This is a genomic window from Rhizobium chutanense, assembly GCF_002531935.1.
GTDB lineage: Bacteria > Pseudomonadota > Alphaproteobacteria > Rhizobiales > Rhizobiaceae > Rhizobium > Rhizobium chutanense.
Map to the genome: position 1 here is coordinate 1 of NZ_NWSV01000038.1, position 21,970 is coordinate 21,970.

Annotated in this window: 18 protein-coding genes and 2 pseudogenes; 9 read left to right on the top strand and 11 right to left on the bottom strand. The window is 59.7% G+C overall.

The annotated features are described in order from the left end of the window. Positions 1–398 precede the first annotated feature (398 nt). From CO666_RS30650 to CO666_RS30670, 5 genes and pseudogenes are all read right to left on the bottom strand, one after another. Positions 399–1,832, bottom strand: coding sequence for an NAD(P)(+) transhydrogenase (Re/Si-specific) subunit beta (locus CO666_RS30650; RefSeq protein ID WP_097615728.1), 1,434 nt, complete (start codon positions 1,830–1,832; stop codon positions 399–401). A 19-nt stretch (positions 1,833–1,851) separates the two neighbouring features. Further along, positions 1,852–3,427: pseudogene (locus CO666_RS30655) on the bottom strand (Re/Si-specific NAD(P)(+) transhydrogenase subunit alpha). Positions 3,428–3,545: 118 nt separating this feature from the next. Further along, positions 3,546–4,508 (bottom strand): Gfo/Idh/MocA family protein, encoded by a 963-nt coding sequence (locus CO666_RS30660; RefSeq protein ID WP_097615729.1) that lies wholly within the window; start codon positions 4,506–4,508, stop codon positions 3,546–3,548. Between the two features lie 32 nt (positions 4,509–4,540). Continuing rightward, positions 4,541–5,533, bottom strand: a complete 993-nt coding sequence (iolG, locus tag CO666_RS30665) for an inositol 2-dehydrogenase (protein ID WP_097615730.1) — start codon at positions 5,531–5,533, stop codon at positions 4,541–4,543. A 135-nt stretch (positions 5,534–5,668) separates the two neighbouring features. After that, positions 5,669–6,607 (bottom strand): substrate-binding domain-containing protein, encoded by a 939-nt coding sequence (locus CO666_RS30670; protein ID WP_097615758.1) that lies wholly within the window; start codon positions 6,605–6,607, stop codon positions 5,669–5,671. A gap of 168 nt (positions 6,608–6,775) precedes the next feature. Between CO666_RS30670 and CO666_RS30675 the strand changes: the two genes are divergently transcribed. The 9 genes from CO666_RS30675 (at position 6,776) to CO666_RS30715 (ending at position 16,835) form a co-directional block, all read left to right on the top strand. After that, positions 6,776–7,114, top strand: coding sequence for a hypothetical protein (locus CO666_RS30675; RefSeq protein WP_245436902.1), 339 nt, complete (start codon positions 6,776–6,778; stop codon positions 7,112–7,114). 467 nt (positions 7,115–7,581) lie between these two features. Next, a complete protein-coding gene (locus tag CO666_RS30680; protein ID WP_097615731.1) occupies positions 7,582–8,508 on the top strand; it encodes a substrate-binding domain-containing protein in 927 nt (308 codons plus the stop codon). Between the two features lie 16 nt (positions 8,509–8,524). After that, positions 8,525–10,666 (top strand): methyl-accepting chemotaxis protein, encoded by a 2,142-nt coding sequence (locus tag CO666_RS30685; protein ID WP_179869790.1) that lies wholly within the window; start codon positions 8,525–8,527, stop codon positions 10,664–10,666. A gap of 419 nt (positions 10,667–11,085) precedes the next feature. Beyond that, positions 11,086–12,069 carry a biotin synthase BioB gene (bioB, locus tag CO666_RS30690; RefSeq protein WP_245436904.1) on the top strand — a complete coding sequence of 328 codons (984 nt, stop codon included), beginning with the start codon at positions 11,086–11,088 and terminating at the stop codon, positions 12,067–12,069. Beyond that, positions 12,066–13,208: an 8-amino-7-oxononanoate synthase gene (locus CO666_RS30695; protein ID WP_097615734.1), complete on the top strand. Its 1,143-nt coding sequence runs from the start codon at positions 12,066–12,068 to the stop codon at positions 13,206–13,208. Before bioB ends, CO666_RS30695 begins: the two co-directional genes overlap by 4 nt. Further along, positions 13,205–13,843, top strand: coding sequence for a dethiobiotin synthase (gene bioD / locus CO666_RS30700; protein ID WP_097615735.1), 639 nt, complete (start codon positions 13,205–13,207; stop codon positions 13,841–13,843). The genes CO666_RS30695 and bioD overlap by 4 nt, the downstream gene beginning before the upstream one ends. Continuing rightward, positions 13,840–15,111: an adenosylmethionine--8-amino-7-oxononanoate transaminase gene (locus CO666_RS30705; protein WP_097615736.1), complete on the top strand. Its 1,272-nt coding sequence runs from the start codon at positions 13,840–13,842 to the stop codon at positions 15,109–15,111. The genes bioD and CO666_RS30705 overlap by 4 nt, the downstream gene beginning before the upstream one ends. Then, a complete protein-coding gene (locus tag CO666_RS30710; RefSeq protein WP_097615737.1) occupies positions 15,108–16,088 on the top strand; it encodes a beta-ketoacyl-ACP synthase III in 981 nt (326 codons plus the stop codon). Before CO666_RS30705 ends, CO666_RS30710 begins: the two co-directional genes overlap by 4 nt. A 114-nt stretch (positions 16,089–16,202) precedes the next feature. Further along, positions 16,203–16,835 carry a GntR family transcriptional regulator gene (locus CO666_RS30715; protein WP_097615738.1) on the top strand — a complete coding sequence of 211 codons (633 nt, stop codon included), beginning with the start codon at positions 16,203–16,205 and terminating at the stop codon, positions 16,833–16,835. Positions 16,836–16,837: 2 nt separating this feature from the next. Here the strand turns inward: CO666_RS30715 and CO666_RS34765 are convergent. From CO666_RS34765 to CO666_RS30745, 6 genes and pseudogenes are all read right to left on the bottom strand, one after another. After that, a pseudogene (locus CO666_RS34765) lies at positions 16,838–16,999 on the bottom strand (thiamine phosphate synthase); the annotation flags it as partial. 39 nt (positions 17,000–17,038) lie between these two features. After that, positions 17,039–18,649 (bottom strand): bifunctional 3-(3-hydroxy-phenyl)propionate/3-hydroxycinnamic acid hydroxylase, encoded by a 1,611-nt coding sequence (locus CO666_RS30725; protein WP_097615739.1) that lies wholly within the window; start codon positions 18,647–18,649, stop codon positions 17,039–17,041. A 60-nt stretch (positions 18,650–18,709) separates the two neighbouring features. Then, entirely contained in the window at positions 18,710–19,417 is a 708-nt protein-coding gene (locus tag CO666_RS30730; RefSeq protein WP_097615740.1) for an ABC transporter ATP-binding protein, read from the bottom strand. Next, complete coding sequence (locus tag CO666_RS30735) at positions 19,410–20,141, bottom strand: ABC transporter ATP-binding protein (RefSeq protein WP_097615741.1); 732 nt, start codon at positions 20,139–20,141, stop codon at positions 19,410–19,412. Before CO666_RS30735 ends, CO666_RS30730 begins: the two co-directional genes overlap by 8 nt. After that, positions 20,125–21,090, bottom strand: a complete 966-nt coding sequence (locus CO666_RS30740; protein WP_097615742.1) for a branched-chain amino acid ABC transporter permease — start codon at positions 21,088–21,090, stop codon at positions 20,125–20,127. Before CO666_RS30740 ends, CO666_RS30735 begins: the two co-directional genes overlap by 17 nt. An 8-nt stretch (positions 21,091–21,098) precedes the next feature. Continuing rightward, positions 21,099–21,956, bottom strand: a complete 858-nt coding sequence (locus CO666_RS30745; RefSeq protein WP_097615743.1) for a branched-chain amino acid ABC transporter permease — start codon at positions 21,954–21,956, stop codon at positions 21,099–21,101. Positions 21,957–21,970 lie beyond the last annotated feature (14 nt).

Consider the following 21,970-nt stretch of genomic DNA (forward strand, 5'->3'; position numbering starts at 1 on the left):
AGCCATGTGGACAAAACCAAAAGCCCCACCCGCCAACAGCAGTGATCACCGTCGCAAAAGCCACCAAACAGGCGCGCGTTAGTTGCATGGACCTGCGAGCAAGTGCCGTGCCCTTGACGCGGGGAAGCGGTCGCACAGACTGATTGGAGGGTCGATATTCCTGGCGGTGACAATCGAACGTTCAGGTCGGGTTAGGTCAAAGCACTCGCGATAACGGCATCACAATTGCGCTGAGATGCGCCAGCAACAGCCAGGAAACCAGACGGGTGACGCGATCTTTCACCCTTGGCCTGCATCCTGCCGTATCGACGCCACTAGCCCGTGCGCGACAGCATCCCTAAAACCGTATCGCCCAAAGCGCCGTTCCGCGTCTGCAGAGCATCCCTATTGGCCGGCAATCAGGCGATTTGCGGTAGCAACTGCGCCATGCTCTCCTTTGCGTCGCCGTACAGCATGCGGGTGTTTTCGCGATAGAAGAGAGGGTTTTCAATTCCCGAATAGCCGGCACCCTGACCACGCTTCGAGACGAAGACCTGTTTTGCCTTCCAAACTTCCAGCACAGGCATGCCGGCAATCGGCGACGTGGGATCGTCCTGGGCTGCCGGATTGACGATATCGTTGGAACCGATGACGATGACGACGTCGGTCTGGGCGAAATCCTCGTTGATCTCATCCATTTCGAGCACGATGTCATAGGGAACTTTGGCTTCGGCAAGCAGCACGTTCATGTGACCCGGAAGGCGGCCGGCAACTGGATGGATCGCAAACCTTACGGTTTTTCCCGCGGCGCGCAGTTTGCGCGTCAATTCCGAAACCGCCTGCTGGGCCTGCGCGACAGCCATGCCGTATCCCGGAACGATGACAATGCTGTCGGCATCGTTGAGTGCTGAGGCGACCCCGTCGGCATCGATGGCGATCTGCTCGCCTTCAATCGCAACGGCAAGCCCGGTCGTCGCTCCGAAGCCGCCGAGAATGACCGAGACGAAGGAACGGTTCATAGCCGTGCACATGATGTAAGACAGGATCGCGCCCGACGAACCGACCAGTGCACCGGTGACGATCAGCAGATCGTTTCCCAACGTAAATCCGATCGCAGCCGCAGCCCAGCCGGAATAGCTGTTCAGCATGGAGACGACGACGGGCATGTCGGCCCCGCCAATGCCTAGGATCAGGTGAAAGCCGACGAAGAAGGCTAGAAGCGTCATCACAGCCAGCGCCCAGATATCGGCGCCTTGTGCATAGACCAGAAGCAGAACGAAGGAAAGGACGGCCGCGGCAGCATTGAGGGCATGCCCGCCGGGGAGCTTTTGTGCCTTACCGTCGACTTTTCCTGCCAGCTTGGCGAATGCGATTGCCGAACCGGTAAATGTGACGGCTCCGATGAAGACCCCAAGGAAAACCTCGACTTTCATCATCGCCATTTCCAGTGGTGTCTTGCCCGCAAGAACCGCCGCAAATCCTGAAAGTTGGGTCCTGGCGGCCTCATTCAGTGCGGCAATCCTTGCTGCTTCGAAATGGGCATTGAAGCCGATCAACACGGCCGCCAAGCCGACGAAGGAATGCAGAGCCGCGACCAGCTGTGGCATTTCGGTCATCTGAACCTTCTTTGCGACCAACCAACCCACTCCGGCGCCCGCTGCGATCATCGCCAATGTGACCGACCAGTTGCCCAGGCCCGGTCCGAAAATCGTGGCAACAATCGCGATCACCATTCCAACACAGCCGTAGCGGACGGCGCGCTTTGCGCTCTCCTGACCTGACAGGCCACCAAGGGACAAAATAAAGAACACCGCCGCCGAGATATAGGCGGCCGAAACGACACCAATAGTCATATGTGTAACCCCAACTTGATCAGGACTTCTGGAACATCGAGAGCATGCGCCGCGTCACGAGAAAGCCGCCGACAATGTTGATGGTGGCGACCAGAACCGAGACCGCAGCAAGGCTGACGACGATGCCGTTGCTGGACCCGATCTGCAAAAGCGCGCCGAGGATAACGATCCCCGATACAGCGTTTGTCACCGCCATCAGCGGCGTGTGGAGTGCGTGGCTGACGTTCCAGATAACCTGGAATCCGATGAAACAGGCGAGCACAAAAACAACGAAGTGCTGCATGAAGCTGGCTGGCGCCATTGCGCCGATCACCAGGAGCAGCGCGGTGCCGCTGGCTAGCAGCACGCCCTGTGTCTTAGCCTGCCTTCGGAAGGCCACCAGCTCTTGCGCGCGCCTTTCCTCGGGGCTGGGCTCCTTTGCCCTTTCCCTCGGCTTCTGGGTGGCGATGGCCTGGACTCTGGGTGGCGGCGGCGGATAGGTAATTATACCCTCATAAGCGACCGTAGCGCCGCGGATGATGTCGTCCTCCATATCGTGGACAAGGCGGCCATCCTTATTCGGGGTCAGATCCGCGATCAGGTGGCGGATGTTGTTGGAATAGAGCGTCGAGGCCTGCTCCGCCATCCGGCTTGGAAAATCCGTGTAGCCGACGATCGTGACGCCGTTCGGCGTCACCACCTTCTGGTCGGCGATGGTGAGCTCGCAATTTCCGCCGCGTTCAGCGGCAAGGTCGACGACCACGGAGCCGGGTTTCATCGCCGCGACCATATCCGCAAGCCAGAGTTTGGGAGCATCACGACCCGGTATCAAGGCCGTCGATATAACGATGTCGATTTGTGGAGCAAGCTCACGGAACTTGTTCAGCTGCGCGTTGCGGAATTGCGGCGAGGACGGCGTCGCATAGCCGCCGCTCGCCGCACCATCCTGCTGCTGTTCGGCAAAATCGAGGAAGACGAACTGAGCGCCCATACTTTCGATCTGCTCGGCGACCTCGGGACGGACGTCAAAGGCATAGGTAATCGCGCCGAGCGCCGTCGACGTGCCGATTGCCGCTAGTCCGGCAACACCTGCGCCGATGACCAAGACCTTGGCCGGCGCAACTTTGCCCGCTGCGGTCACCTGCCCGGTGAAGAAACGTCCGAAGCTATTGCCGGCTTCGATCACCGCACGATAACCGGCGATATTTGCCATGGACGACAGGGCGTCCATCTTCTGTGCCCTTGAGATGCGCGGCACCATGTCCATGGCAATCAGATTGACTTGACGCAAGCGGGCGGTTTCGAGCAGGTCGGCATTCTGTGCAGGATGAACGAACGACAGGATCGTCTTGCCTGACCTCAGCAGCGCCAGTTCCTCCTGTTGCGGCGGCCTGACTTTCACGATGACATCCGCCTCCTGCCAAAGGTCCTGAGTCGTGGCCACGACCTCGACGCCAGCTGCACGATAAGCGTCATCCGAAAGACCCCGAGGTGAGCCCCGCACCCGCCTCCACGAGACATTGATGTCCGAGCTTTCGGAGATGCACCGCGCTTTCGGGGGTCAGTGCGACGCGCTTCTCCCCGACATAAATCTCCTTTGGTGCCCCGATTTTCATTTTTCCTCGCATGTGGTTTGCTGACGAGCCGATTGCCGCTGACAGGATCGAGGCCGGCGTCGGATCTGATTGAAATGGTGCTATGGCCACCGAAACGGCGGTGCTCGGTCATCAGTTATTATGTGTAGTCGATTTCGACCCGACGCTTTTCAACCAATGAACGACGCGCCGCGTCGAGAACGACCGCCGCGTCATAGGCGTCACTCAAGGTCGATAGTGGAGGCGAAGCCTTCGCCAGGCACTCGTTCAGAAAATACTGCTCGACCTGCAGGAAACTGTCCCAATAGGTCGCATCATCCCAGAACGGGATGGACGCCTGCCCGAACTTCGTTACATCCCAGGGAGCGACGCCGCTTCCTTCGGTTCCAAGAACCTTGAAATAGCAGGACCACGGTTCGCGGCTTCTGTCGTCGGCCGAGAAACTGCCCCAGAGATTTGCGATTTTTCCATCGGCGTATTCCGCCGTGATCATGAGCTGGTCGTGCGCCTGCTTGTCGTCGAAATGCACGTTGGTCCCTGTGGCGTAAACATGAGAGGGACGCCCCAGGAAAAACAACAGGCAATAGGCGTGATGAACCATCAGTTCCCGCATCGTGAGGTCGGGTTCACCGATGGAGGCATCGTGACGCTTGTTGTAAATCGCCCAGAAATTGACGACATCACCCAACCGGCCGTCTTCGATATGGGCTTTGAGGCGGCGCATATTCTCTGCGTAGATGTAGTTGTGTGAAGGCATGCAGATGCGGTTGTGCTTTGCGGCGATGTCCGCAAGCTCCCGTATCTGCTGGGCTCTTTCGCAAAGCGGTTTTTCGAGGAGCACGTGTTTTCCCGCCGCCAAACTACGTCTGGCAAATTCGAAATGGGAAGCCGTGCTGGTGGCGACAAGAACGGCATCGATCTGGTCGTCGGCAAGGAGCGTCTCGACCGACGCATAAGCCGTTCCCCCGAAGCGTCGGCAGAAATCCTCTGCCTTATCCGCCGAGCGGTTCCAACCGCCGGCAAAAATATCCGGTCCTATCTGGCGAAGCGCTTGGACATGAAGCTCTGCCACTTTGCCAAGGCCGATGATCGCGATTTTCATGGACGTTTTCCGAAGGTTACACAGTTTGACCGTCAGCGGGGAATTTCGACCGGCCGGCCTTCTCGCCATGACTGGGTTGCCGCGTCGGCGATGAGTTGGGCTCGAAGTCCGTCCTCAGCGCCGGGAACAGGGGCTGTTCCGGAAGAAACCGCCTCAACGAAATGGCGCATTTCGGCGAGATAGGCCGCCTCGAAACGCTCTAGGAAGAAAGCTTGAGCGGTGGCTTGTCCGAAGCCGTTGCTTCCCGCCTGTTCGACCAGGTTCTCAAGCACGTTGGAGACGCGAAGCATCCCCTTGGAGCCGTGGACTTCGAGACGCTTGTCGTAGCCGTAGGTTGTCCTGCGCGAATTGGTGACTTGGCAGATCCGCCCGCTGGCCGTCGTCAGAATGACTGCGGCTGTGTCGACATCGCCGGCCTCCTTGATGCCCGCCTCGATGAGGTTGGAGCCGACTGCGAATACCGTCACCGGCTCCTCGTCGAGAACGAACCTCGCCATGTCGAGGTCATGGATCATCATATCCCGGAAAAGTCCACCTGAGGTTTTGATGTAGGATACCGGCGGCGGTGCAGGGTCGCGGGAGACGATTGAGACGGTCTCTACCTCGCCGATTTCGCCCGCCCGCACACGCGCCTGAAGGGCATTGAAATGAGGATCAAAACGCTGGTTGAAAGCCGTCATGAAGGCGACGCCTGCGGCATTGACGGCCTGGATGCAAGAGCGAACCCTTTCGGAGGAAAGATCGATCGGCTTCTCGCAGAAGATCGCCTTGCCTGCCCGCGCTGCGGCGGTGACCAGGTCGAAATGTGTAGAAGTCGACGTAGCGATGACGACAGCGTCGATGTCTTCATCATTGAGAATGTCGTCGATACTGCGCACAACGGTTTTGAAGCGCGCGGCGCAGGCAGATGCCGCCTCGGAAGAAAGGTCGGCAACGGCGGCAAGTTCGGCGCCTTCGATACGCCGGATGGAATTTGCATGCACCTGGCCAATGCGACCGCAGCCCAAGATACCCAGTCTAAGCATTTTTCAATCTCGCTCCCGACCGAAGGATCAAAATGTCCGGAATCTTCCGTCCGCGCTATGCGTTGGTCCGGCTCAAAGACGTGCGCGAAAAACAGATGCGCGTTTGGACGCGCACCTGTCCGATCCACTGCAGTATCAGTTCTTCTTGATGTACTTGTCGACGTTGGCCGGATTGACCAGCTCGAACGGGATCCAAACGGGCGACTGCACCTTTTCTCCCTTCGCCATCTTGATTGCGGCGTCGACGGAGCCGGCGCCCTGACCGATTGCATCCTGGAAGACGCTCACATCCAGATCACCCGTTTGCATGTAATGCATCGCCTCCTTGGTCGCGTCGATGCCCGCAACGACCACATCCTTCATGTCCCAGCCGGCGGCCTTCATGGAATTGATGGCGCCGAGCGCCATTTCATCGTTGTTGGCAATAACGGCAGCAGGCTTGTAGCCGGCGGTAATCCAGTTGGTCATCAGATCCTGCGCCTTGACCGGATCCCAGTTCGCGGACTGTTCGTCGATTACTTTCATGAACTTGCAGTCGGGCGTTGCGATAATGTCATGCACGGCCTTGCTGCGCAGTTCAGCACTGTGCTGGGCCAGGAGTCCTTGAATGATCAGGATGCCCGCATCGCTGGTTTTGCCGCTCTCTTTCAGAACGCGGCAAACTTCCTTCGTCTCGAGCTCCCCCGCTTCGGCTTCGTTCGATCCGATGAACGCCGCCTTCGGGCCAAGCGCATCAAGATCGCTCGGCGTATTGTTGACATAGATCAGAGGCACGCCGGCATCTGCCGCCATCTTGGTGATCGCCGGAGAGGCCGAGCTTTCGACGACGTTGACGATGATCGCATCGACCTTTGCTGCGATGAAATTCTGAACTTGCGACAGTTGCTTGTTGATGTCGGCTTCAGCAAACTCGATCTGCAGCGGCTGCTTTGTCTTGGCGGCCTCGTCTTTCATTCCCTGAACCATCACCGCGAGAAAAGAGTCGCTGTGAGAGATCGCCACGCCGATGTCGCCGGCAAAGGCAGGCGACGTCGCCAGAAGCAGTGCTGCAGTTCCACTGATGAGCTTTTTCATGCGGATTCCCTCCTTCATGCGGTGTCCGGCGGCACCCACTATGGCCGGAACGGCCTCCTCCGAGACCATCCGATATGTCAACGTTTACATACCTCGATCATCTGTATTCTGTCGCGCTGCCCACATACTGGAAGCCAGCTGACCATGACATCATGTTACATTTGATCGATGTTAACGTATACAACACCGAAAATTTCCTATGTCAACGATTACATTAATGTTGACGTCCCTTTTTTTTTACCTATCATGAATAAAAAGGAGGACCTCAAAATGCACCTACCCAAGGCAGCCATCCGCAGTGCGCCACTGCTTTCCGGCGCAGTCATTTTGGGAATTTTATTTGGTCATCCAATCTCCGCCTTTCTCGCCCATGAGGGCGCAATTCTCGGGGATCTCCGGCTGATGCAGGCCCAGGCGAGTCTGGCCGTGCTGCAGCATGCGATCGGAGCCGACCAAGACTCCGCTAAAACGGATCTGGCGCCCTCAGCGGCTCCAGCCGTACGATGAGCCCGACGGATTTCACGACCCAGCTACTGCTCTCGAAGGCGTTGGTCGATCCAGAGATCGGAGGCGACCAAAACTGCTTAACTCCTTACAGGCCCGAGTTCGTCGTGCTCTACCTCCTAGTTCTGGGCCTGTTTGTCAGCCTGCCGTCCATTCTATAGCCGGCCACTTGGGTCAGGCCATGCTCGCTGTTTCACGCGAGCACTGCTCGCCAATCTTTCGCCGAACGCTATCGGGTGGCTGCGAGTTTCGGCTTGGTCCTTATTTCTCTTGTTGCGTTGGCAGTCCCTTCGAGGCGAGACGCCCCGAGCCTGTTGGCCGCGATATCTGCGGCCTCATCTAATCTTTGACCACGACATTTGTTCCGACCCGCAGGCAGCGCTCTCATTCTGCGCAGGTGCCGTTTCTTAAGTCTCATTTTACTAAATTGCTCAATAATTGCCCGACCAGCAACATTTTTGGAGAGGGAAATGCGCAGAGCTATATTGGCATCATTGCTAATGTTAACGTTGACATCGCATGTAGACGCCGCGACGCTGGGCGTTTCGGTCTCTAACCTTGATGAATTCAATTCCACTTTGCTTCGAGGTCTCCTTGCACACGCAAAGGACGCCGGTGGCGTTGAAGTCGTCACGGCGGACGCGAAGGGCGACGGCGAATTGCAAAAGAAGCAGGTCACGGACCTTGTTGCTCGCAAAGTCGACGCTCTCATTGTTTTGCTCGCCGACGGCGACCTCGGCGCGCAACTGACGCCGATTGCCGTCAGTGCGGGCGTCCCCCTCGTTTATGTGAACAATGTTCCGGCCAACGTCCTTGACCTTCCGGAGAATCAGGTGGTCGTCGCCTCCGACGAGAAGCAATCGGGTTCACTTCAGGCGAAAGAAGTGTGCAGACTTCTCAACGGCAAAGGCAACATAGCCGTACTGGTCGGCGAGCCCTTTCACGCGGCGGCTCGGGCCCGCACTGAAGATGTCGATAATGTCGTTGCCACGGCCGACTGCAAGGGACTGAAGGTCGTTGAGAGACAGTCTGCATACTGGTCGCCCGACTTTGCGGAAGCCCAGGTCGAGGAATGGCTGACAGCGGGTGTCAAGTTCGACGCGATCGTCGCAAACAACGACGATATGGCGCTGGGAGCTATTCGCGCGCTCAAGGGTAACCATACGACGAAGGACGTGATCGTCGCCGGCATCGATGCCATTGAACCTGCCCTTGAAGCGCTGAAGGCCGGCGATATGAAGGTCACCGTGTTTCAGAATGGTGCCGCCCAAGGCGCAGGAGCTGTCGATGCGGCGCTCAAGCTCGTTCAAGGAGGGAAGGTGCCGCGGGAAAACTACATCCCGTTCGAACTTGTCACTCCGCAAAATGTCGATCAATACCTGGCGAAAATCCGGTGAGCTTTGAGGCACTATCATGCATTTCTGGAACAAGCTCAGCATCCGCAGTCAAATCACGGTCGGCTTCCTTCCTCTCATCGTTTTCATGAGCCTGTTGTCGCTCAACGTCATGTCCGGGATGGACAATCTTACATCGGTCTTCTCTTCTTACCGCGCAACGGTCGGTGAAAGCCTCGCCATATCAACCTATAGTGATCGGCTCCACGACATTCAGATGTCGGCCGAAGCGTTTCGATCCGAACCGTCAAAAGAATTGGTCGACCGCCTCAAATCCGGAGTCAGTTCGTTCAAGGCTGACGATCCACGTCTGATCCAGAACCCCGATCTTCAGGCTGCCATGGCCACAATAAGGGGACAGATCGTGGCCTATAATCAAGCGTTTGATAAGCTGGTTGCCCTCCAGTCGCGGCATGATCTGCTGCTTTCAAAAGTCACCGAATTTGGGCCGTGGACCGGCGTCGAGTTGAACGACATATTGCGCAGTGCCTGGAGGCAGAACGACCTGCAGCTTCTTTACGCGACGACGACGACGCTCGAAGCGCTTAACAGAAGCCTCTATTTCTCCGAGCGCTTCGTCAATTCTGGCGACCTAAAAGCTTATGACACTGCACAAGGCGCACTTGGTGAAGCGGTCGAGCTGAATGCCGCAGCCACCAATAAAGCCCGAAATGACCTGCAGCGAACGCGTCTTTCCGGCGTTGCGCAACTGATGCAGAATTATAGCGCGCGTCTTGGTGAAATGCGCGATGTTTGGAGTGAAACCAAGCGCGTCAGGGAAACCGAACTGAACGAACTTGCTCCGAAGATATCGACGGGTTTCCAGGCATTGCAGGCAAGTGTCGCCGGAGCTCAGAAAAAACTCGACGGCTCCGTCGAAGAGACTGTCTCGAGCGCGACAACCGTGACGCTCGCTGTCAGCGGGGTCTTGATCGCAATCGGCCTCGCGCTCTCATATTATCTCGGGCGGTTGATTTCGTCTGCAGTGCGCGCCATGGCCGCAAAAATGGAACGTCTGGCTCATGGCGAGGACCTGGCCGAAATCGAGGGGGCCAATAACGGCCACGAGCTCGGTGCGATGGCGCGCTCGCTGATGGTATTCCAGGAGACCAAGCACGCCAAGACAGCAGCCGACATCGCCGCCGAAACCGCGAGGGTTGCTTCGGAGGAGCAACGCCAGCGGCAGGAGGGGCAGCGGATGGCCGAGGCGGACGCGATGGAATTCGCGTTCCACCAGATTTCCAAGGGCTTGGACGCATTGTCGGCCGGAGATTTGACGGCCAGGATCGGTGATGTCGATGCCCGCTATTCCATTATTCGCGACCGCTTCAACAGTTCGGCGGCAAGTCTGGAAAGCGCATTCGATGCCGTGGTCCAAGCCGTCTCCACGATACGCTCGGGTCTTGGCGAAATCTCCACCGCGACGAATGACCTTGCCCGCCGCACTGAACAGCAGGCTTCGTCGCTCGAAGAGACCGTCGCTGCGCTTTCGGAGGTTACGCGGGGCGTCAACGGAATGGCGGAGGGAGCCGGTCGAGCCAACGATGCGGTGACGACAACCCGCGCGAACGCGGAAAAGGGTGGAGAAATCGTCAATCACGCAATCTCGGCGATGAACGAAATTCAGAATTCTTCGGCAAGGATCGAGAGCATTATCGGCGTGATTGACGAGATTGCCTTTCAGACGAATCTCCTTGCGCTCAACGCTGGCGTCGAAGCAGCCAGGGCCGGTGAAGCGGGGAAAGGCTTTGCCGTTGTCGCGCAGGAGGTTCGCGAGCTTGCGCAGCGCTCCGCAAATGCGGCAAAGGAAATCAAACACCTTATTTCGACGTCGTCGGATCAGGTCGATGTTGGCGTGAAGCTGGTGGGCGAGTCGGGAGCGTCGCTTGAGCAGATCGTTAGGCAAGTCAGCGCCATGAGCGCGACCGTGACTGAAATAGCGGTGTCGGCACGGGATCAGGCGCTCAGCCTACGCGAGGTATCGGCCGCCGGCGATCAGATGGACAAGGTTACCCAGCAAAACGCAGCGATGGTCGAGCAAACCACTGCTGCCGCACAAAGCCTGGCGCACGAGACGGATAAGCTTGCCGCCTTGATCGGACGGTTCAAGACGAGAAGACTGACAGGCATCGATCGTAACGCTTATGCGATGGCGTCCTAGCCAACGAGATTGTCGTGCGGCTGGGATATTCAGCCGAACGACCACCCTTCCCGATAGGTCTGAACGATTGCGCGGATAGAAGACGCCTGCCAGCGGGAGAAATAAAGGATCTTTTCACCTCGCGCATCGTCCATATCGATCTCGCTCTAATGGTGGGCAGAGAGATAGCTCCGATCGAAATACTGGCGCGTCGTCTTGTCGGCACCCGACAGGACCATCTCGGCGGAGATGGTTCACTCCGCTGAGAAATCTCACCCACCCGGCTTGAGATGATTTCCGATCTAAGTGGATACAATCCGGTCACCTAAACGGTTTCGCTTTAATTCCTTCGCGCTGCCTCTTGCAAAATTATCGATAAAAATATTTTCTATCCATAATTTGAAGCATGAGGGACGAGCGAAGTGGAAGAAACGAACCAAATTTCGAGATTTTCAGCATTTTCCGCGACAGGGTCGCACGGCATCACGTTGGATGAAGCCAAAACTATCTATAATTTGCCATTCAACGATTTGCTCTTCCGGGCTCAAACCATCCACCGCGCGCATTTCGACCCCAACGCCGTGCAGATGAGCCGACTTCTGTCGATCAAGACAGGCGGATGCGCCGAGGATTGCGGGTACTGCAGCCAGTCCGCCCACTATCCGACCGGCCTGAAGGCCTCGAAGCTGATGGAAGTCGAACGCGTTCTCACTGAGGCACGCAAAGCCAAGGAGGCGGGTGCGACCCGTTACTGCATGGGGGCGGCATGGCGCAGCCCGAAAGACCGCGACATGGACACGCTGGTCGCCATGGTCGAGGGCGTGAAGGCGCTTGGCATGGAAAGCTGCATGACGCTCGGCATGTTGACCGAGACCCAGGCGGGCGAGCTCGCGGAAGCTGGCCTCGACTACTACAACCACAACATCGACACCTCCGAGCGCTTCTATTCCGAAATAATCACCACCCGAAGCTTCGCGGACCGGCTCGATACGCTGGAAACCGTGCGCAAGGCCGGCATCAAAGTGTGTGCCGGCGGAATCCTGGGCATGGGCGAGACGGTCGACGACCGGATCTCGATGCTGCTGACGCTGGCGAACCTGCCCGTGCCGCCGGAAAGCGTGCCGATCAACCAGCTCATCCCCATTCCCGGTTCGAAGCTGGCAGACGCCGCACCTGTCGATGCGATCGATTTCGTCCGCACGATCGCACTGGCGCGCATCCTGATGCCGACCTCGCATCTGCGTCTTTCGGCCGGACGCACCGAGATGAGCGACGAGATGCAGGCGCTCTGTTTCTTCGCAGGCGCCAACTCCATCTTCGTCGGCGACACGCTGCTGACGGCGGACAATCCCGGCGACGATCACGACACGGCGCTCTTCCGCCGACTCGGCCTTTCTCCCATGCCGCTGGAGCCGGCGGTGTGACGGCGATACTTTCGGACTATGCCGCCACGCTTGAGGGCTTGCGGCGCAAAGCGCGGCTGCGCAGCTTGGCGCCGCAGCGTGGCGTGGACTTTACCTCCAACGATTTTCTGGCTTTTGCCAGCGCACCGCGCCTCAAAGCGGCGATCATGGCGGCGGTGGAAAGCGGCGTTCCGACAGGCGCCGGCGGTTCCCGCCTGCTGCGCGGCAACCATCCCGAACATGAGGCGCTGGAGGCGGAAGCCGCCGATTTTTTCGGCGCGGAACGCGTGCTCTATTTCGGCAGCGGCTATGCCGCCAATTCGGCGCTCTTCTCGACCTTGCCGCGGCGCGACGATCTGATCGTTTACGACACGCTCATCCATGCGAGCGCCCATGAGGGCATTGCAGCCAGCAAGGCGGCGGCCATCGGCATCGACCACAACGATGAGAACGCGTTCGACGAAGCGATCCGAAACTGGCGCAGCAACGGCGGCAGGGGCCGCCCCTGGATTGCCGTCGAGAGCCTCTATTCCATGGACGGCGACCAAGCGCCGCTCGCCGCCCTCGCCGATATTGCCGATCGTTACGAGGGCTTTCTGGTGATCGACGAAGCCCATGCCACCGGCGTTTTCGGCACCGGCGGCAGAGGACTGGCGGCGGGGTTGGAGGGTCGCGAAAACGTGCTTGCCCTTCATACCTGCGGCAAGGCGCTCGGCGTATCGGGGGCACTGCTTGCCGTGCCGCGCGTGCTTGCCGATTATCTCATCAACCGGGCCCGCGCCTTCATTTATTCCACCGCGCCCTCGCCTCTCATGGCGGCGGGCGTGCGCGAGGCCTTGCGCATGGTGGATGCCGAGCCTGAGCGCCGCGAGGCCCTGGAACGTCTGGTCGCCTTTGTCGGGGACGGATTGAACAACCGATTCGGCATAGAGCCGAGCGGCTCGCAGATCCAGCCGGTTGTCATCGGCGACAATGCGCGTGCATTGCGCATTGCCGAAACCCTTCAGGTTCAGGGGTTCGACATCCGCGCGATCCGCCCGCCGACCGTGCCGGAGGGCACCGCGCGCCTGCGGCTGTCGATCACGCTCAACGTCGATTCGGAGCAGATTGCGCACATGCTGGATTGCCTCGCCGCTGCCATGGAGGAACACAGGAGATGACCGCCCGTTTCGTGGTAACCGGAACGGATACCGGCATCGGCAAAACCGTGTTTGCCGCGGCGCTGGCGGGCGCGCTCAGCGCCCGCTACTGGAAACCCGTGCAATCCGGACTGGAAGATGGGACGGACAGCGAAGCCGTCGCCCGACTGAGCGGGCTGCCGGCTGAGTATATCCTGGCCGAAGCCTATCGCCTTTCCACCCCGGCCTCACCGCATCTTTCGGCACGTCTCGACGGCGTGGAAATCGACCCGGCCCGGCTTGAGCCACCGGCCTGCACCGGTCCGCTGGTCATCGAGGGGGCCGGCGGCCTGCTGGTCCCGCTGACGAAAAACACGGTCTTTGCCGATGTCTTCGCCCGGTGGCGCATTCCCGTCATTCTCTGCGCCCGAACCTCGCTCGGCACCATCAATCATACGCTGCTGTCCATCGAGGCTCTGCGCAGCCGAGACATTCCCATCTGCGGCGTGGCTTTCATTGGCGCGGGAAATGCCGACACCCAGGCGACCATCGCCGCCATCGGGCAAGTGGAGGCGTTGGGTCGGCTGCCCCTGCTGGAAAATCTGACAGGTGAAACCCTGCGCCGCGCCTTCCGCGAAAACTTCGACACTGTATCCCTGTTGGAGGCAAACGCGTGACCCCCTCGCCCGTCTGGCACCCCTTTACACAGCATGCCCTCGAACCGCCGATGAAGCGCATCGTTGCGACGGAAGGCGCATATTTGTTCGACGAGGATGGCAATCGCATCCTCGATGCAATCTCGTCATGGTGGGTGATCACCCATGGCCATCGCCATCCCGCCGTCATGGCGTCAATCCGCGAGGCGACGGAGGCCTACGACCAGATCATCTTCGCCGAATTTACCCATGAACCCGCAGAGGTCCTCGCCGAACGTCTGCTCGCCTTCGCACCCTCCGGACTGCAACACGTCTTCTATTCGGACAGCGGATCGACGGCTGTCGAGGTGGCGATCAAGATGGCGCTCGGCACGTTCCACAATCGCGGCATCGCGCGTGACCGCATTGTCGTGATGGAACACGGCTATCATGGCGACACGATCGGCACCATGTCCGCGGGAGAGCGTGGTGTGTTCAATGCGCCCTTCGAGCCGTTGCTCTTCGGCGTCGACCGCCTTCCCTTTCCCGAACCCGGTCGGGAGCAAGAGACACTCGACGCATTCGAGGCCATCTGCCGGTCGGGAAAGGTCGCCGCCATTCTGATCGAACCGCTGGTGCTCGGCGCCGGCGGCATGAAATTCTACGGCAGCGCCGTGCTTGCCGCCCTCAAGGACATCGCCGGCCGATACGGCTGCCTGTTCATCGCCGATGAGGTGATGACCGGCTGGGGCAGGACCGGAACGCGCTTTGCCTGCGAACAGGCGGGTGTGACCCCGGATATCCTGTGTACGTCGAAGGGTTTGACCGGGGGTTCCCTGCCGCTCGCCGCAACCCTATGCACCGCGGAGATTTTCGAGGCCCATCTGTCTTGCGACCGGCGCAAGACCTTTTTCCATTCGAGTTCCTATACCGCCAACGCGATTGCCTGCGCTGCGGCTGTCGCCAATTTGCAAATCTGGCAGGAGGAACCGGTGGAAGCCCGGATTGCCGAGCTTGCCGCACAGCACGCCCGACATCTCCGCCGCTTCGAGGACGACACGAGATTTGTCAATGTCAGGCACCGCGGGACGATTGCCGCCCTCGATCTTACAGTACCCTCCGGCGGCTACCTCGCCGAAGCGGGGCCACGCATGCGCAAGCTGTTTCGCGAACGCGGGCTGCTTGTGCGCCCGCTCGGAAACGTCATCTACCTGATGACGCCCTACTGTACGAGCGCCGGTGATATCGCCGCCGCCTATGACGCAATCGACGAGGTTGCCTCTATCGTCCTGGAGGAGACTGGATCTTGACGCCCCTCTCCTCCCGCCTCGCCGGCTTCGGTCACGCGGTTCCATCCCGCATCGTCCACAATGCGGAAATCGAAAGCCGACTCGGCCTCGAGGACGGGTGGATCGAAAGGCGCACCGGCATCCGATCCCGCCACTGGGCAACCGAGGGGGACACATTGAGCGGCCTTGCGGCGGAGGCCGGAAAAATGGCGCTTGAGGACGCCGGGATTGCGCCTGGCGAGATCGCCATGACCCTGCTTGCCACTTCGACGCCGGATCATCTCTTGCCACCCTCGGCACCGCTTCTGGCGCACAAGCTCGGCTTGCCAAATTCCGGAGCCATCGATCTTGCCGGGGCCTGCTCCGGCTTCCTCTACGCATTGACGCTGGCTGATGGCTTCGTGCGTGCACATGGCCGGGGAGTGCTCGTCGTCGCCGCCAATATTCTCAGCCGCCGCATCAACCCGGCCGAACGCGCCAGCGCCGTTCTGTTTGCCGATGGCGCCGGCGCGGTCGTGCTTGCTCCGTGCCGCGATGGTCAAAGCGGCGTCAAGGCAGCCGTCCTGGCGTCGGACGGAAGCGGCTACGATCTGATTTCCATCCCGTCCGGCGGCAGCAACAAGCCTTTCTCCCCCGAAACCGCGGCAGATCAAGTGCTGATGACGATGCGCGACGGGCGCGAGGTCTTCTCGCGTGCTGTGGATCTGATGACACGCACCTCACGCCAAGCGCTGGACGAGGCGGCCGTATCCGCCATCGACCGCTTCATTCCGCATCAGGCCAATCTCCGCCTTTGCGACGCGGTTCGCCACAATCTCGAATTGGAGGAAAGCAAGCTTGTCAGCACCATCGCGGAATTCGGCAACTCGTCGGCTGCAACCATTCCGCTGTCCCTTTCCGTCGAAAATCGCCGCAATCCATTCAAATCCGGGGAGCGCCTTCTCATGTCCGCCGCCGGTGCAGGCCTGGCGGGCGGGGCTGTTATCCTTGCGGTCTGAATCGGCGCGGTGAAACAGATGCAGTCGATGAAGAATATGGAGAATCAATCAACGGGCAGGTAAACATAGGACATTGAGTCGATGTGCACCCCTTCTGAAGCCGATGATAATTCCATGAGCGTTGCAAAAGATGATCCCATCGCTGTGCGGATAAGCCGGACACTGGCTGATCGTATTATTTCGGGTGTGATCGAAGCCGGCGCCAAGCTCAGGCAGGATCACATTGCCGAGGAATTCGGCGCCAGCCATGTGCCTGTGCGGGAGGCATTCCGCCGGCTGGAAACCCAAGGACTGGTGGTCAGCCAGCCGCGCAAGGGTGTGCGCGTGGTCGGCTTTAGCGTCGAGGAGGTGCGCGAAGTGGCCGAGATGCGCGCCGCCCTTGAAGTGTTGGCGTTGCGTAACGCTGCGCCTCATATGACCAAAGCCATTCTGGACCGGGCCGAAGAAGCGATCCATGCCGGAGATCGCGCGACTGACGTGCAGGCTTGGGAAGAGGCGAACGGGAGGTTCCACCGTCTCATTCTGGCTCCCTGCAACATGCCGCGTTTGCTGAAGGCAATCGATGACCTGCACGCCGTCAGCGCACGTTTCCTGTTTTCCGGCTGGCGGGCCGAGTGGGAGGCGCCGACCGACCGCGATCATCGTGCCATTCTCAACGCGTTGCGTGCCGGCAATGTGGGCATCGCCACGGCGGTCCTTTCGCGCCATGTGCAATGGATGGGCCAGAAGCCGGAAAGCAGATCGTAGTTTCAACCTTCTCGATGAAATGACCGGGTTGCAGCAATCCACGCCAGAGTTCGTTGTTCGGGATCGGGATCGCCCGTGATGTCGGTCACAACAGCGGCACTATTGGCTCCATTTTCGAACACGCCGGCAATGCGCTCCACCGTCAGCCCGCCAGTGGAAAGCGGGTTCGCACCTTTCAGACCGCGACTTTGCCGGATTTTTGCTTATTGCCTAAGTCCCAGGTGGGTGCTCAGCACTCCATGATCGGAATTCGCAATCCACCGAGCAAGTTGATCAAGCAACTCAGCCAATTCGCTCTCATCGGCCGCACATCCAAATACCACACGGTCGGGGCGAACAACCACCGCCTTGCAAGCCCGTTCCGAGAGCCAATCTTCAAAGATATGATTCTCTTCCCGCAATCCGCGCTCACCGCCGAACTCGAAGAGCCGTGTGCCGAGCCAGCGCGCTCGGTTGCGAACCGTGTCACCGAAATTCATTCCAAGTGCAAGGATCGCAAAGTCGTGCCCGAGAAGATCGTCAAGCAGAAAAGACTTGCCGTCCGCCATTACGCGCGGTTGCGGGCATGCTTCACCGGCGCCACGTGCGGGCCGACCGTCACCTTGGAAGCCGATGATGCCGTCCGTTATCGGGGGAAAGAGGCTTTGCCTCACAACGGTGCCCTTCCCTTCGGCCACCAAGGCTTTCATTGCGACGTTTCTTGCCTGCGCCCGTTCTTCGTCGATTTCGCATATGGCTTCGCCCAGGTTTTTCGTGATCGAAATGACCTTGCGGACCAGAGGCCTGCGCTCCTGCTCATATGTATCGAGCAATGTTGCGGGACCGCCCTGGAGCACGCGAGCGATCTTCCAGGCGAGGTTCGACGTGTCCTTGATGCCCTGGACCATTCCCTGCGCGAGAAAGGGCGGCGTCATGTGACAGGCGTCGCCCGCGAGGAACACGTTGCCCTTGCGCCAGGATTCCGCCACCAGGGCGTGGAACCGGTATGTCGCCGAGCGCCAGATTTCGGCCTGGCCCGGTTTTATCCAGGGGGAAAGCAACTCCCAGATACGCTCCGGTTGGTTGATTTCTTCAGCGGTCTCCCCGGGTAGCATCATGAATTCCCAACGACGCAAATTCCCCGGTAGAACCACGAAGGTGTGAGGTCTGGCCGGATTGCAGAACTGGACATTCGTTTGGGGAAGGTCCACGCCTTCTTCCCCTAGAACGACATCAATGACGAGCCATGGCTGGTCGAACAGAAGGTCTTCGAAACCTATTTCGAGGGTGCGCCTGACGAAACTGTTGCCGCCATCGCATCCAACGACATATGTCGCGTTGACCGCCGTGGTGTCTCCGGTGCTCATTTCCCGAAGCATCAAGCGGGGCTTGGAAGGGGCATCGAGCGCGGTCACCTCCACGCCGGTCAATATCGTGACCGTCGGCGCGTTACTGGCCTTGTCCCGCAGAATGCGCTCCAGCGGCGGCTGCACGAAAGTCAGATAAGCAGGCCATCCGAGTTGATACGGACGCGCCGGCGAGACGAATCTGCGCAGCAGCGAGCCGTCGGCCGCGCGGTATTCCGAGTCCTTGTACTCCCCCACCACGGAGGCAAGATCGTCCGCTATCCCGACTCCTTGGAATACACGCATTACCTCGTGGTCCATACCGACCGCGCGCGGCAGGGCAAACACGTCATCGCGGGCGTCAATTCCCAACACAGAGACGCCCAGATTTCCAAGCAGGTTGCAAATAGTTATGCCGACCGGGCCAAGCCCGACGACAACCACTTGGAAATCAGCCGCGGCAAGCCGCTCGAATTCGATCTTTTCCATCTACTCGTTCCATCACCCGTCCGCCCAACCGGCGTCCCGATGGTATCGGGACGCCCTATTTCAGTGACCCAGGAAGGCCTTTCTGACACCCGGATCGTCCATCAGCACCTCGGCCGCCCCCTGCCCGACGATGCGCCCCGCCTCAAGAAGATAGCCGCGGTTCGCGATCGCGAGGCTGGCGCGGACATTCTGCTCGACGACGAGCATCGACATGCCGGTGTCCCGGACACGCTTCAACGCCTGAAAAAGCTCGCCGACGACGATCGGAGCGAGCCCCAGGCTCGGCTCGTCGAGCAATAGAAGGTCCGGCTTGGACATCAGTGCGCGCGCGACGGCTACCATCTGCTGCTCTCCGCCGGACATCGTGCCGACGCGCTGGCGGCTGCGTTCGGCAAGACGCGGAAAAAGCTTCAGCACCTCTTCACGCCGGCTATCGGCTCCTGCGCGTGCACGCTTTGGATTCGCGCCGAGCCGAAGGTTTTCATCGACAGTCATTTCCGTGAACACACCGCGCCCTTCCGGTACATGGGCGATACCAAGCTCGACGATCTTCTGTGGAGCGATCCTTGCGATCGGCTTTTCGCGGAACATTACGTCGCCATTTCCCGCAAGCGGCACCATCGAGGTGAGACCCCGCAGGAGCGTGCTCTTCCCGGCTCCGTTCGCGCCGAGGATAACCACGCATTCGCCCGGTTCCACCTTGATGGAGACATCGTTCAACGCGAGGTGCTTACCGTAGCGGACCGACAGGTTCTTCGCCTCAAGCATATTCGAAATCTCCCAGATACGCCGCGACCACCTGCGGGTCGGTCAACACGTCCGGGGTTGGACCGTCCGCGATCTTCATCCCGGCACTCATCACCACGCAGCGGGGGCAGATTTCGCGGATCGCTTCCATGATATGTTCGACGAGGATGATCGTCATGCCCTGTTCCTTCAGCGCGCAGATCAGTTCGATTCCTGTGCGAAGCTCGGTTGGATTCAGTCCGGCGAGCCATTCATCAAGAAGCAGGATATCGGGCTTTGCCGCTATGGCACGCGCGAGTTCCAGCCTCTTCTGGTCGATGTAGTTGAGACTGCCCACATCCACGTTACCCCTTCCAGGCAATCCGACGGTGGCGAGGGCGGCGTCCGCGCGTTCGCGCGCTGCGGCACCCCAGAGCGCATCGCGACCGAAAGCCAGCGACAGCGCAATGTTGTCTCTCGCGTTCAATGATCGCGATAGGCGCACAAGCTGAAAGGTGCGCGCGATGCCGAGCCGCGCCCGGTGGTGGGCGGCAAGATGCTGCACAGGCTGGCCGTTGAGGAGCACTTCGCCCGACGTCAGGGGCAGCGCGCCCGAGATCAGATTCAAGACGGTCGTCTTTCCAGAACCATTTGGACCGAGGAGCCCCATGACCGCACCCCTTGGGATTGCAAGGTCGATGTCATTGACGGCGACAAGACCTCCGAATTCCTTGCGCAGACCTCTCAATTCAAGCGAGACGCTCATTGGACACCTCCTTGGCCGAGTTCTCGCACTCCTCTCGGCGTACGAGGCGCTTCCATAACCGCTCGACCCGGGCGAGCACGCCTTCGGGAAACAGGAAGACAATCCCGATAAACAAGAGACCGAGAATGATGGAATAATGGTCCGGGAAGCGGCCCGAAAGCCATTCGAACAGGAAGAACAAAGGAACGGCACCGCAAGCCGGACCCCAAAGGCGGGACGCGCCTCCAAGCAGCGCCATGATCAGGGTGAGGAAGGAGATCGTCGGGTTGAAGACGATACTCGGCTCGACATAAGTCCAGCGCGGCGCTTGGATTGCACCGACGAGTGTAATGAGCATCGAGCTTATGGAGAACAGGATCAGCTTGACCCTCGTGACGTCGACGCCTGCGTGCCGGGCGACCATCTCGTCGTCGCCGATTGCCCGCACCGCCAATCCCAGTCGACCCCGGTCCATCCACCAGCGCAAGACGAGTGCAACGGCGGCGACCGCAAGAAGCTTATAGAAGATTTGGTAGGCCTTGATCTCCACGAAGATATAGCGCCCGAGCGTGCCGGTGACATTCACCTCGTACCAGGTGAGCAGTTGCCTCACCATCTCCGCCAACCCGAAAGTGAAGATGACGAAATAGATCCCCGCCAGCCTCAACGTCGCCAGGCCGACCACGAGAGACGTTATCAGTCCGACGAGCGCGGCTACAGCAAGGATCGCATAGAATGGTAGGTAGTCGGCAAGGATCGCGACGGTGTATGCGCCTGTACCGAAGAAGGCGACCGTGGCGAGCGAAATATATCGCGTCGGACCCGAAAACAACGCCCAGCTCGAGCAGAGGGCGACGTAGCTCATCGCGCCAATGGCAAGTCCCAGGCCGTATTCATCGATGAAGACGGGAACGAGAGCGAGCACCGCCAGAAGCACTGCAAGCGCGATTGGAAAGGTCAGGTTCTTCATGGCGGGCCTCAACTGAACAAGCCGTTCGGTCGCCACAGCAGTACGACCAGGAAAATCGCGTATGTGGCCGCAAGCGTCAGGCCGGGATCGACCGTCGCCGATACTCCCGCTTCGACCAAGCCGAGGATCAGACCCGCCGCCATGGCACCCGCCAAGTTGCCCACGCCGCCCATGATGACGACGACGAGCGCTTTCATGGTGAGGAATACCCCGTCTGTCGGCGTGAACGGCTGGTACATGGAAAGCACCACGCCTCCTGCCGCGGCCAATGCGCCTCCGACGGCAAAGGCGGAACGCGCCTGGCGTTCGTTGTCGATCCCGACAAGCGGCGCGAAGCCCGGCCTCGTCGCCACCGCCCGCATGGCCATTCCCCAACGGGTCTTCTGGATCGCCCAGTAGAGACTGGCACCGACCGCCACCGCCAGAAGCGCTCCGACCAGGCGACCGGTGGATATTTTGGTCCCGAGGATGTCGACGGGTGCCTCCAGCCAGTTATAGCCCGTGAAGCCGCTGCCGAACAAAGACAGATAGATGCCCTGCAGCAGGAACATCAGCCCGAAAGTGACGAGGATCGAATCCACTTCGAGCCTTCCGGTATCGCGAGACCGTCTCTCCAGCGGACGCATGATCAGCGCATAACAGAGATAGGAAGCGAAATAGCCCGACGGCACGACCAGGAGCAACGCCACGAATGGATTGAACCCGGCGGCTGAGACCGCCAGATATGTCAGGAACGATCCGCCGATTACGAACTCGCCGTAGGCAAGGTTCATGATCCGCGCTACGCCGTATTGTATGGTCAGGCCCAGCGCCATCAGCGCGAAGCTGCCACCAAGCACCAGTCCAACGACGAGGGTCGTGACCATCGAAGTCTCCTTTG